Annotated in this window: 15 protein-coding genes; 9 read left to right on the forward strand and 6 right to left on the reverse strand. The window is 44.0% G+C overall.

Features of this window, described 5'->3' with window-relative positions; all coding sequences use genetic code 11:
* Positions 1-116 precede the first annotated feature (116 nt).
* Positions 117-470 (forward strand): hypothetical protein, encoded by a 354-nt coding sequence (locus tag AT710_06885; GenBank protein KUO91320.1) that lies wholly within the window; start codon positions 117-119, stop codon positions 468-470.
* A 52-nt stretch (positions 471-522) separates the two neighbouring features.
* Here AT710_06885 and AT710_06890 read toward each other — a convergent pair whose 3' ends face one another.
* Positions 523-903, reverse strand: coding sequence for a hypothetical protein (locus AT710_06890; protein ID KUO91321.1), 381 nt, complete (start codon positions 901-903; stop codon positions 523-525).
* Positions 904-1015: 112 nt separating this feature from the next.
* On the opposite strand from AT710_06890, the gene AT710_06895 reads away from it, so the two are divergent.
* The 3 genes from AT710_06895 to AT710_06905 are packed head-to-tail and all read left to right on the forward strand — an operon-like array spanning position 1016 to position 2730.
* On the forward strand, positions 1016-1453 hold the full coding sequence (locus AT710_06895) for a hypothetical protein (protein KUO91322.1): 438 nt from the start codon (positions 1016-1018) through the stop codon (positions 1451-1453).
* Positions 1454-1499: 46 nt separating this feature from the next.
* Positions 1500-2048: a hypothetical protein gene (locus AT710_06900; protein ID KUO91323.1), complete on the forward strand. Its 549-nt coding sequence runs from the start codon at positions 1500-1502 to the stop codon at positions 2046-2048.
* A complete protein-coding gene (locus AT710_06905; GenBank protein KUO91324.1) occupies positions 2041-2730 on the forward strand; it encodes a hypothetical protein in 690 nt (229 codons plus the stop codon). The genes AT710_06900 and AT710_06905 overlap by 8 nt, the downstream gene beginning before the upstream one ends.
* 294 nt (positions 2731-3024) lie before the next feature.
* Here the strand turns inward: AT710_06905 and AT710_06910 are convergent, their stop codons facing one another.
* Positions 3025-4581 carry a hypothetical protein gene (locus AT710_06910; protein ID KUO91325.1) on the reverse strand — a complete coding sequence of 519 codons (1557 nt, stop codon included), beginning with the start codon at positions 4579-4581 and terminating at the stop codon, positions 3025-3027.
* 16 nt (positions 4582-4597) lie between these two features.
* Positions 4598-5017, reverse strand: a complete 420-nt coding sequence (locus tag AT710_06915) for a small nuclear ribonucleoprotein (Sm) (GenBank protein ID KUO91326.1) — start codon at positions 5015-5017, stop codon at positions 4598-4600.
* 49 nt (positions 5018-5066) lie between these two features.
* Here AT710_06915 and AT710_06920 point away from each other — a divergent pair, with 49 nt between their 5' ends.
* Entirely contained in the window at positions 5067-5381 is a 315-nt protein-coding gene (locus tag AT710_06920; protein KUO91327.1) for a hypothetical protein, read from the forward strand.
* A 40-nt stretch (positions 5382-5421) separates the two neighbouring features.
* Here AT710_06920 and AT710_06925 read toward each other — a convergent pair whose 3' ends face one another.
* Positions 5422-7092, reverse strand: a complete 1671-nt coding sequence (locus AT710_06925; GenBank protein KUO91328.1) for a thermosome subunit — start codon at positions 7090-7092, stop codon at positions 5422-5424.
* An 80-nt stretch (positions 7093-7172) separates the two neighbouring features.
* Between AT710_06925 and AT710_06930 the strand changes: the two genes are divergently transcribed.
* Positions 7173-8222: a hypothetical protein gene (locus AT710_06930; GenBank protein KUO91329.1), complete on the forward strand. Its 1050-nt coding sequence runs from the start codon at positions 7173-7175 to the stop codon at positions 8220-8222.
* 23 nt (positions 8223-8245) lie between these two features.
* On the opposite strand, the gene AT710_06935 is transcribed toward AT710_06930, so the two are convergent.
* Both AT710_06935 and AT710_06940 read right to left on the reverse strand, forming a co-directional pair.
* A complete protein-coding gene (locus tag AT710_06935) occupies positions 8246-9205 on the reverse strand; it encodes a hypothetical protein (protein KUO91330.1) in 960 nt (319 codons plus the stop codon).
* Positions 9206-9222: 17 nt separating this feature from the next.
* A complete protein-coding gene (locus AT710_06940) occupies positions 9223-10149 on the reverse strand; it encodes a magnesium chelatase (GenBank protein ID KUO91331.1) in 927 nt (308 codons plus the stop codon).
* 210 nt (positions 10150-10359) lie between these two features.
* Here AT710_06940 and AT710_06945 point away from each other — a divergent pair, with 210 nt between their 5' ends.
* From AT710_06945 to AT710_06955, 3 genes are read left to right on the forward strand one after another with little or no spacing between them, the layout of a single operon-like run.
* On the forward strand, positions 10360-11229 hold the full coding sequence (locus tag AT710_06945; protein ID KUO91332.1) for an ABC transporter: 870 nt from the start codon (positions 10360-10362) through the stop codon (positions 11227-11229).
* Positions 11216-12013, forward strand: coding sequence for an ABC transporter (locus tag AT710_06950; protein ID KUO91333.1), 798 nt, complete (start codon positions 11216-11218; stop codon positions 12011-12013). Before AT710_06945 ends, AT710_06950 begins: the two co-directional genes overlap by 14 nt.
* 45 nt (positions 12014-12058) lie before the next feature.
* Positions 12059-12598, forward strand: a complete 540-nt coding sequence (locus tag AT710_06955; protein KUO91334.1) for a hypothetical protein — start codon at positions 12059-12061, stop codon at positions 12596-12598.
* Positions 12599-12671: the final 73 nt, after the last annotated feature.

The following is a 12671-nucleotide window of genomic DNA, read 5'->3' on the forward strand; positions in this document are numbered from 1 at the left end:
AGCTCACAGTCAATGCACGGCATAAATAAATTAATTGATTAATTATTCATTACTGAAAAACATATAGATTAAGTAAATTAGGAAAACTTTATATAAGACACTTCTTTCAGGAAATTATGTCTCAAATAGATAATGAGGAACATACATGGGCGCTCATAGCTTGGATAATACCACTAGTAGGCGGCATATTAGGAATAATAATAAAACCAAACTCCAATTACGTGAAGCATTGGTCCTACTTAAGCATAACCTTCGGACTAGTAATAATAGTGATTGATGTAATTTTGGGAATATTATCATTGGCAACATTTTTTGTTCCATTTTTGTTCATTATATTCAAGATAATAGGGTATCTATTCGATATTGCTTTCTTAGTCATATGGATAATTGGAATATTAAGGGAACGCGCAATGCTTTATTGGAAGCCCCCTGTATTGTATGATTTTGCGAAAATGATGGGTGCTCCCTAATAAGTAAGAATTATCGCTATAAACTCTAAAGCGTGGTGAAAAGAATCATTATTTACGCTCTCGGCGTTGATTTATTGGTTAAGTGGGCTAATCGTTCCCATGTTGCTAGGAATGATGAATAAGCGATCTCGCCCATATTGACCGGCCATACCATTGCCTCGCTTAACTTCTCGCCTCTCCTTGCTATATATATTCTTTTCACTTTGCCATTCAGTATCGTGTATGAGGGGAGGCAGAGAGAGCCATGTGGAGCTATGACCGTGTCAGCCCCTAGCTCCAAACATCTTTTTGCTACTGTTGGTCTCTTTTCTTTGGCTTCTAGGGCTGGGTTCTTCTCTTTATGGATTATCTTTCCGCCATCCATTAACACTATGTAATCAGCCTTTGAGAATATTTCTAATTCGCCATTATCATTTATTGTTGAGCATATCATTATTGGGATTCATTGCCTTACTTTATTAAAATGTTTCCATGAAGTTCAAGGAAAATTAATTCTGTGTTGCGACGGGGAAAATTTAAATTCAAAAATCGAGCTAATATCAATCATGAAGCTAGTTGGTAAACGACCCATAGATATAGGTCCGGAAGACATGTGGAAATTAATTATTGGGCGGCTTGATGACGTTATTAAATGTGTTCCTGACGTTAAGGAGGTTAAGAAGAATGGGCAGGACTACGAAATGAAGTTGTTCGTGCATATGGGGCCAGTGCGTGGGGACTTCAATACATCAATAAGTATTACCCAAATAGATGAATCCAATAAGTCGATTAAATTAAGGCTACGCAGTAAGGGTCCAGGAACTACCCTTGACTCTAATATAACGGCGACGATAGGCAACGGCGAGATATCGTATGATGCCGATCTCAGCATGAGTGGTATAATGGCTGCCGTGGGTCAGCGAATAATAGAGGGATACATAGAAGGCAAGCTGAATCAGTTCCTAGATAATATAGTGAAGTTAGCGAAAACAGGTTCCTGCTAAAGCCATTTTGGCTCAACTTTTTAAAGTATGGCCTTGGGTCTCGGCGATGCAGCAGCAATTAGTGAGCATGGTCACGGAGTACGTGTATAGGAGAATAACCATAGAGTATGATAATCCAGAGCTCGGAAAGCTAGCTGTGGCCATAATAAACACGTTGCTAAGCAAGGGCGAGGCCATGCCTGACGAGAAAATAGCATCTACGTTGGGGGTCAATGCTGTGGAGGTTCGTCGGGTGCTTCATCTATTGGATAGCGTCAGATTAGTTGCGAGAGGAAAGGAAACGCTAGAATATGGGGCAATGCAGGAAATGCGTTGGAGTATAGATAATAAGATAATAAATAAATTCATTAAGTGGATAATCAGGGAAACACGGAGAAAATTAGAGCATGTAATTGCGTCGCTTCATGATTCCTCATACTATGTTTGCCCCACTTGTTTTCGCCGGTACCCAGATAGCGAGGCATCCCTGTATAACTTCACTTGCCTCGTGGATGGTTCCCCCCTAGATATGATTGATGCAGATGCCGAGATAAATTCATTGTTAAATGTGGTCAGTAGATTAAAAAGGCTGGAAGAGGAGGTCCCTAATGCCTAATATAATTCTAAATGAGCCAATACTGAACACTGACTTCTTTATCACTGGATTTCATGGAGTGGGATTAGTGGGTTACTTAGCTGTGCGTCACTTGGTGTCATCTATGAATTGCAATAGGATTGGATTTATGGGAATAGCCATGCCCTACACTTCATACATGAAGGGGCAACTCTCATCTCCAGGCGATATATATCACTGCCCAAGCAATGGAATTACTATTGCTGCATTTAATTATGGAATACCTGACAAGCAATTATTCTCTGCATCCAAGGAATTAGCTAAGTGGGTAATCATGTCTAAATTTAAGAACGTGATTCTATTTGGCGGCCTCGATGCATCCCTAAGGAATCCTAACGACGAGAGTGGGGTGAAAATAATAACCACGAGGAGGGATGTAATGGATAATCTATTGAATGATCATTACTTGGTTCTAGGCCCACTTGCGATAATGATGAATGAGTTCTCCTATAGATCTTACCCAGCCACAGCAATTCTTCCCTACGCTAATCCATCCTTAGCGGATCCCAGAGCAGCTGCCACCGGTCTCTCATATTTTGCGGATAAATTCAATATTAAGATTGACCTATCTAAGCTATATGAAGATGCCCAAGTCCTTGAGGAGGAGATACAGAAGCAAATGAAGCAATTAGAGGGACGCAGAGAAACTTCGCTCTACATCTAAGTTGCCTCTTGCAGTCCTTTTAAGGTAGGCGAGGACATGAACTATTAATTATTCCCATGAATGAAGGCCCCCATCCCCTCAAATCCCCCTGTGAAGGCTAGGGCATCATTTTCCACTTCCTTATTAGGGTTTTAGAGCATGGATATCCTCGCATGACAATGCACATATCCAATAAGGTATTCTGATAAAATTAAACGACAAACCTCGCTGGGCGGGGAGGAGGCCAGTAAGGGGCTACGGCGTATTCTTCAGCGAACCCATGGATCAGAACACGTAATGGGTTGCCTTTTCCTTTTATTGTTGCTTGCAATTGATTCTCGATGATATGTCATTTATGTATGAGTAAATGGCTCTATAGCTTGGTATTACCAACACCTCTTTCTCTCCCTCTACATTAATTAGATTAACATACTTCAAGTAATCCTCCGATGCTATTATTACCGCTTTTCTATACGTTATTGTATTTTTTCTTCTCACGATTACATCGCTATTGATTTGCGGAACAGGGTAGACATCGCTCAATTCCAGGGGAACTATTCCAAGGACGCCATCAAATATGTAAACATCAACGCCGCACCTAACTATTCGCTCCAATAGGGGGGCAAGGGGTGATCTTATAATGGGTTTCTCGTTATATCCCAATAGTATTATGGCTATTTCCCCTGATTTCATGATCCCCCTCATTCTTTGCCTAAATAGTATCGCTTCCGGTCTCTCCGCATCAATGTAATCGAATACCGCTATCTCGTGCGTATTCGCCTTGGTTTCGCTGCCCAACTTATCGATTAATCGCTTAAATGCATTGCTTCTTATAAGTTTATAAGCCCTATATAGATTTATGTTTTGCCTGGCCTTAGCCTCCACATAGTCCCAAAGGGATCCCTCAACTATTCTTTGCCTTATTTCCTGCAATTCATGTGAAATCACGTGAAGGTTATGAAGAGCCAATACTCTCTCCCGCTCATTTCTCGGCATTTCCCTAATCTCTTTCACTGTCTTCTGGCATTTGCCACATGCATATAATAAATAATCATCGCTTAACTCGCTTAGTCTCGCGGTTCTATCGGGTAATATTATTCGCTCATCCCGTGCAAATAATGCATATGATGCGGAATCAAACAAGTCAATTCCAAGGAGGACGGCCAGCGGCATTATGAGGGGGTGCCCAGCGCCAAATAAATGAATGGGCTTACCTGGCGGCGTGTTTAGTTTAGCCGTAATTATCATTTTAATTATGCCAGATAATTCATATTCCTCAAGCAGCGTCGTTGGACTACCTATTGCGTATATATCGAAGCCGAGGTCCCCCATTATCCTGGATGAGTATGCCAGCAGGTCAAGATGGGTTCCTCCCTGGAGGGGCCCCACCCTTAGCATGCGGTGATTAGGGTCCTCCTCATCTAGCTGCATCAGGGCTCGCCTAGCTCTTCTAATTGTCTCCTCCACCTCGGTGATGACTATATCCCGTGGGGTTCCCACGCTCGTGGGCAAGTCAAGGATGACCCCTATATCGGTTCCCAGCTGTACTTGGAAACTGATTATATCATCTGGATCCACATCTATATATCCATATTGAAGCAATTGATACGCGCCGGAATCCGTCATTATCGGCCCATCCCAATTAAAGAGTGAGTGCAGTCCTGTTTCAGCGGCTATCTCTCCATAATTCACCTTGACTAGGTATGCATTAGTTATGAAGTGATTGAATCCGGCCTCCTTAATCTCATCCAGATGCAGGGTTTGCTTTATTGGGTTAATGACTGGAAACATGGTTGGGGTCCTAATAACTCCGTGGGCAGTATGGATCAATCCAATGCGGGCCAAATCATCTTTATCTATTATCTCGAACATTTGCTCCTCCGGAGCGTTATGCCTGTTTCCTCTTTAGGTAATTATCGAAAAGCTCCTTTACGCGCTTAGCAGTTAATCCTGATCCCTCTATGCCGTTTTGAGTAACCCTAACGCCTTCCCCAACCTGGATAATGTTTGCTTCTTGTATGTATTTCACCATTCCTGGGAAATACTTATCCAGCTCCTTGGCGAAATCAGCTAAATCCAAGTATTGCTCTATTAGGATAACCTCGCGCCAATTATTGAATGATATTAGGACCTTGCTTGCCTTCTCTCCCTTGTCATTCACCGCTTCGCTTAACACTATGTTTAAGTTATTATCCATCCCAGCTAAGGTTCCTCTATAGTGACCGGATTCAGTATTTACAATAACCTTCTTGCCAAGCATGGAGGCAACCTCCACTAGGAATCTCCTATTGCTCTCGGCGAGCGACATGAAAGCAAAGCGAAGCAATGCTTTTAAGTGCTTTGGTACATTGAAAATCATGTACTCTTATGAAACTGATCTAGATGTAACCAAGCTGGAGACGGAGGGGCAAGTAACCAGGTTATTCCTAGGCAGCGATGTAGTGATAGAGATACCTTCCCGCTTCTCGTCCGGCATAGGTAAAAAAGTTCATGTAAAGATATCCGAGGAAAAGGATGATCCAAGTAAATGGAGTATCTATATGTGGGGAATAGTTTATGCATCCAGTGATAACTCCTATAAGGCATCCGCCGGCGGCTTCATAATTAGCATAAATAATGCAAGCAACGTGCCGCAAGTCGGAACAAAATTATATATAGGAATTAAATATTGAAACTCTCTTTAATTATTTAATAATTATTTAATATATGTTTTTAATCGAAGCTGGGCGGATTCTCTCCGCCGGCGCCGCCTTCACCGCCCTTGCCGCTGGGGGTCTCTATCTTGCTTGCGGCTATAATCTCGTCTATCCTCATTATCATGGTCATGGCCTCCACGGCTGCCTTCATTGCCTGAACCTTAACTGAGAGCGGCTCAACTATGTTGCCCTCAGTCATATCAGTTACCTTGCCTGAGAATGCATTTACTCCATACTTCCACCCATCCTCCTTGCTCTCATGCACGTGCCTAAGCTCCGTAAGTATGTCTATGGCGTCCAAGCCAGCATTCTCTGCGAGGGTCTTTGGTATGGTCTCTATTGCTGAAGCAAAGCTCTCAACGGCATACTGCTCCCTTCCGCTTACCTTAGATGCGTATTGCCTGACAACCTTAGCCACCTCCATTTCTGCGGCTCCGCCGCCGGGCACTATGTATGGCTCCTCAATAACGTCGGAGACCACGCTTAATGCATCCACTAGGTTCCTCTCCGCCTCATCCACCAGCCTCTCGAATCCTCCCCTTATCAATATGCTGACTGCCTTAGGGTTCTTGCATTGCTCCACGAACACCATTTTCTCATCTCCAATCCTCTCTTCCTTCACTAGCCCAGCGTAGCCAAGATCATTCGGGGTTAAGTCCTCTATATTAGTGACTAGTTTTCCTCCGGTGGCCCTGACCAGCTTCTCTATATCGCTCCTCTTCACTCTCCTCACTGCCATTATGCCGGCCTTCGCTAGATAGTACTGCGCGATATCATCTATTCCCTTGGTGGTGAAAACCACATTTGCGCCGACAGCCTTCAACTTATCAACGTATGACTTAAGTATGTTCTCCTCCTCATCTAGGAATGTCTTTATTTGATCTGGGCTATTTATCCTTATTTCAGCATCTATCTCAGGCTTCTCCACCTCCAGCGGTGAATCGAGGAGAGCTATCTTTGCGTTCTCCACTTTCTTCGGCATTGATGCATGGACTACCTCCTTATCGATCACTATGCCATCTATTAATTGAGTATCAAAGAGGCTGCCTCCATGCTTCTTGACTATTTGAACATTATCGAGGTCGGCCACCCACTCATTTCCCCTTTGCTCTGCGACTTGTATCATTGCCTTAGCGGCCAACTCCGCGAAGTAATCCTTAACAGTCTCGCTTATTTTTCCATGCATTGATGTAGCGGCCACCTTCTTCAGTACCTCAATATCATCGCGTTTAACGGGTATGGCTATCTTCCTTAAGTGCTCTATACCTACATCGAGCGCTTTCTTATAGCCGGTTATTATCACCGTTGGATGAATGTTCTTGTCGATTAATTTCTCCGCTTCATCCAGTAACCCGCCTGTCAGTATCACTGATGTGGTGGTTCCATCCCCAACTTCATCGTCCTGCGTCTTCGATATCTCAACCAGTAATTTACCTATTGGGTGCTGCACATCCATCTCGTTTAGGATGGTTGCTCCATCATTAGTTATGGTTATGTCGCCTAGGCTATCTATTAACATTTTATCCATTCCCTTTGGACCCAGCGTTGACTTCATTACCTCTGTTATGGCCTTGGCCACCATTATGTTTACCCTGAGTGCTTCTTTTCCGAAGGCTCTTTGGGTTCCCTCCTTTAGCACTAGGACAGGTACTCCTCCTATTTGCGTTAAGTATGCTTGCGAGCTCATATTGTGCATGCCTTTAGATCGCTTCTATATAAACTTTTTCCAGATGATACTCAACGCTTTAAATGAGTGGCCGACGCGCTATGAATGGGCGCCTCATGGATGCCATAATATTAGCCTTTAACCATGGGAACGGGCCATACACGCGTGCATATCAACTAGCAAAATTAGTGAAGCAATACTTGGGAATAAATGTCCCCATAATAATTCCATGGATATACCCTAACCAAGATGAAATACTTTCCCAATTTGGTCGGGATTACTTGCTAAGCAGGGAGCTAGGCAATATATTAAGCCCCGCATTGTACTGGGGCGGTTCATTCATTGATTACGCGAAGAAATTGCCCCTTATTGGCGAATATATAGAGAGGAAATTTATCGATGCATCAATGGGATCATTACGGGTCAGGGATATGAATGGCCGGGAACTCGACATTAGGGTTAATGATCCCATTTACATAAATGCCTATCCCGTGTTGCGGTTACCATCATATACGCTATCACTTCATGAACATGTGATACTGGGCAATTACGTTACTGATTTTGGAGAGGACATAGGCACGGATGTAATAAAGTGGTTTAGGAGAGTTGAATCAGGTATATTGACCTTTGTTTCAGCTCCAGCTGGAGCATGTGCCAAGGGATTGATTTTCTCCGACGCAATGGTAATACCGCCGGCCATCTATAAATATAGGCGTGATGTATATAAGTTCAGGGGAGTGAAAATACTTGGATCAGGGGTTTCTGGGGCCAATGCGGCTTTATCATCGATTAGCGGGAAGTCGAGGAGGAAGATAATGGTGACTAGGGGCGGCTTGGCCACGGTGTGGGAATCTTGGTTCCAGGAAATACCGGTGCTGATACCTAAACCGCGTCCAGGCGAGGATCCGGAGATAATATATAACGTTGAGGTATTCGAAAAATGGAAAATGGCTCACCTCATGAGTGGCGATTGGTTAAAGGATGTCGACATCGCCATTAAGTACGCTGCGGCGAGGACTTATAGGTTGATTCCGAGACCACTAGGCCTGGAATTAGCTGCAGCAGAGATAGTTAGGCACATTAGAAATCGCGGCACGCAATTAAGCAATAAGTATGAATGGCTCTGCAGAGAGTCGGCGGCTCATAATTAATCACATATAGTCACCGCATTGTCCTAAATTACCTCAACGGGCAATCCCCTAGTATCAACAATTGTTCGCGGCTCCGGCGTTGCCAGGATTATTTTGCTGCTCGGCAATTGCCTCATCATCAATACCAATGAACTAAAGTCAATGCACTTCATTGATGTTATCACAATTGTTCTTCTTCCCATTATTGCATTGGTAAATACGGCAATTTCCGGCGGATTCCAGTAAAGCCTCTCGACCTCATAAATATCGGGCTTAACCTTAATGCACCCATTTGGTCCAGCTAGGCATAGACTGCTTACTTGAATGGCACTCAATAATGCCAATGCCTTATCTATTCTCCTCACATCGCTTCCCTCGCTCATGCATTCGCTCCATTCCAGTATAGCGACTGTTCCATTCCCCCTCAACGATAGATCCCTGGGCGATTTAATGATCAATTGATTAAGGCGAGCGCTGGTTAACCAATGCATGTGAGTGGCCGGCTCGAGGTAATCATACGGCTTCAGAGACATGTAGGTTCCCTCCTCGGCTTCAGTTCCTTCAATGGATTGAGGCGGCTCTATTATTAATCGAGTCGGCAATGAATGCATCCTTGTCACCTTAATCAACTTNAGCCTATCAATCATGGTCATCCTTATCGTAATGGGGTTCTCGATTGCACCAATCCATTTGCCTCGTATTCTCATCAATAATGCGTCATCTGTGTGCTTAATTACGGNGATGCTTAGGTGAGGGTCAACTTGAGCCTCAATGCTCGCTTCCTTACAGGGATGCCTTATGCTTACCTCAGCCTCTTCTCTCCATCGTNTTCTATTATCGCTTATGTGAATTAGGGGGACCCGCGAGATGCATTGGGATAGATCCAAGTACGCATTAATTACATATAATGATAATCCAAGCACCGTGCCTGAGACCATGAATGCCTCCTTAATGAGGCCCAGGAAAAGAAGTAAATACATGGTGGATATCAATGCCAGAACCATGTATGATGCGTGAATCCTCATTTAAGTCTCCTCGAGAAGGGAGNCTCGGTTTCCTCAATTATCTTCCGGATCAAGTCCTTGGGGTTCCCTCTTATGGTGAATACCCTATGCGAGAGCACAAGCGGTGCAAGTAACTTAACGTCATCAATGCTCACCGCATCCTCATCATTTAATAAGGCCCATGCCCTGGATAGCTTGGCAAGCATCTGTATCGCCCGTGGACTCGCCCCTAACCTGATTGCTGGGTTCCTCCTCGTTGCTTCGCCTATCTCCACTATGTAATCCCTAACCTCATCGCTTATGGTCATCCTCTTAACCTGTGATTGAAGCATCTCTATGTCCTCTATCGATACTATTGATCGCACTACCCCCACATCAGAGTAATCTGAATCAATTAACTTGGTCTCCACCTCACGGGTGGGGTATTCCATCTCTATCTTTATCATGAATCTATCTAACTCCGCCTCCGGTAATGGGTATGTCCCCTCCATCTCCAATGGATCCTGAGTGGCTATAACCATAAATGGTTGAGGTAATGGGTAAGTCATGGAGCCAATCGTTACTTGCCGTNCCTGCATTGCCTCAAGTAGCGCTGCTTGAGTGCGTGGCGGTGCCCTATTTATCTCATCAACTAATATTATGCTGGCAAATATGGGTCCCGGCCTTGGCTCTAACTCGCCGGTCTTAGGGTTATACACTAATGTTCCGGTTACATCGCTGGGAAACATATCTGGCGTGAATTGAATTCTACTGAATTTCAGGGAAAGCGCCTTGGCGAATGCCTTAGCTAATGTAGTTTTAGCTAAGCCAGGAGGTCCCTCTATGAGCGCGTGACCTTGGGAAATCAGGGTTGCCAGGAGAAGCTTTACCTCTAATTCCCTGCCTAAAACGACCTTAGATACCTCACTCGTCACTAGCAATGCGATTCTGCTGCCCAGAGACACTGGGCAGAATCAAGCGTTGCGACTTAAAAACTAGTCGCCGGTGAATAATGTAGTTATTGCTTTCATATTTTTGCGTGTCCATTGAGTGGTAACGCTCTTCGCAATGAGTGGAGAGGAAGCAACGATATATAATAATAAATAGAAATATATCTTCTCACTGCTTGAATTATTAGAAAAAGTTTAAACACTTAATTAAGTTTGTTGAGGCTAATGTCTGTGGCTGTTATTGATTTAAGGAAGAAATTCGGCTCAATAGTTGCAATTGATGGGGTCAACCTAACCGCGTCGAGGGGAGAAACCATTGCCTTGGTTGGTCCCAATGGTGCGGGTAAAACCACGCTGCTTAAAATCATGTCGGGTATATTGAAGCCCGATGAGGGCAAGGTATTGATTAATGGAGTGGAATCAACGAGTCCCCGAGCCAAGCGAAGCATTGGATTCATGACTCCCATGGATAGGGGAGTCTACTGGAGGCTAAGTGCGATTGATAACCTAGTGTTCTTTGGCACATTATATGGGCTTTCAATAGGTGAGGCTAGGCGTCGGGCCAGGGAGGTTCTTGAATTGATGGGCCTAGGTGACCACGCGAATAGTAGGGTGGCTACGTTCAGTACGGGCATGATGAGGAGACTAGAGCTTGGGAGGGCCTTAATGCATGATCCTGACGTTCTTCTCCTGGATGAGCCCACGAGCGGAATAGATGTTGATGGCAAGAAGAAGATATTGGACTATATAAGAGTGCTGAGGGATAAGCTAGTGATAATAGCCAGCCATGATCCGCAGGAAATATCGTTAGCCTCAAGGGTTCTATATTTTAATAAGAAGATAGTGGAGGAATCCGGTCCTCTTAAGATAGTCAAGATACTGGTCAGGGGCCGCTTAATGGTGGGTAATGATGGATTCAAAGTGATAAACATGGGCAGTAATGAGTTTCTATTGGAGATGGATATAAATAGGTTCTCGAGTTTCATTAGGCAGTCCTCAAATTACTTGGAGGGGGACATCCTCGATATCGATGTAGAGGTCGCCAGTGAGGGGAGGATAGCGAAGAGGAGGTGGGGCGAGCATGGGATTAATTGATAGGCTCTACTCATTCATAGTCATACGGGGATTCAAGGTATGGATAAGCTATAGGACTCAAGTAGCCCTTAACTTGGCTAGCTGGTCTTTGCCCGTCTTCATTTATTACTTCATTGGAATAGCGCTTGGCTCCAGCGCAGCTAGCTTCAGGAGCAGCTACATATCGTTCGTGACTGTCGGTCTCGCCTTCCAAGGATACTTCTCCTCATCAATAACGACCTTAGCGACTAGAATACGTAATGAGGAATTAATAGGAACGCTGGAATACGATATAGCGACCCCCTTAAGTCCATTATCGTTCATGATGTATTCATCAACGTGGGGCTTGGCCATAAACTCGATAAATGCATTGATGACGTTGCTCATTGGGATGGGGTTAGGGATTCGATACAGCATTAATTGGGTTTCCTGGTTATTAGTGATGTTGCTCTATATGGTGTCCATCATTGGGTTAAACCTAATAGCTGGAGCCACTGTTCTAGTGGTTAAGCAGGGCAATCCAGTCGCATTATTTACATCCGTGGCCAGCAATTTATTGGGCGGCACAGTATTCCCAGTAACAGTATTGCCGCAATTCCTTAAGGACATCAGTTACTTGATTCCGCTCACGTGGGCCTTGGATGGATTTAGATCATCGATGCTGAACGCTGCCCCGCCTCAAATGATTCTGAAGGATTTATACTCGCTTGCATTGCTATCAATTATCTATTTAATAATTGGAGTCCTCCTCACCTATATCGCATTCAATAGGATAATGCGTGAAGGCTCGGTTCAGCAGTATTAGGTTTCCCGGGCTAAGTTTTTAAAATGACTTGACGCAGGAAGTATCATGAGCGATAAATGGGTCATAACCAACATAAAGGGCTTCATAGAGAAAGCCATTAATTGCGGCTTAATATTTAAGGCAAATGGAAACCCACGGGGAGCAGTGATTATATTCTATGACATGTATTGCCCCGGTTGTGCATTAATGGAAATGGATCTCGGGGATTACTTTAAGGAACTCAGGTCTAGGGGGGTTGATATTATTTACATTGATTTTCCAGTTCATAAAGTCGATATGCTTCATGCTAAGGCCAGGATAATATATAGGAGGAACCCAGAGGAGTTTCTGAAGGTTCNTGACTCAGCCTATGGAGACATGATAACTAAGGGCAACCTAATTAAGGACTTGGATGTGAGCGATGATGATGCCAAGGCAGAACTAGAGAATGTAAGGAATTGCAAATCAAGTGCCCAATCGATAGGAATCAAGGGCACGCCAACCATAATAATCGCTAAATATGGGCGAGACACGGCCACGGCAGTTTTCGGCTACATAGGCCCCCATGAAGTTATGGATCTAGTATCACGGGAATTATTCCAATAAGCTATAAAGCCTCAATGAGTGAGGATTTTTATTAGCTCAAAACATAGAAGTGCAAATAATTCCTCCATGTGAA

Source organism: Thermocladium sp. ECH_B (genome assembly GCA_001516585.1).
In the GTDB taxonomy this organism is placed as follows: domain Archaea; phylum Thermoproteota; class Thermoprotei; order Thermoproteales; family Thermocladiaceae; genus Thermocladium.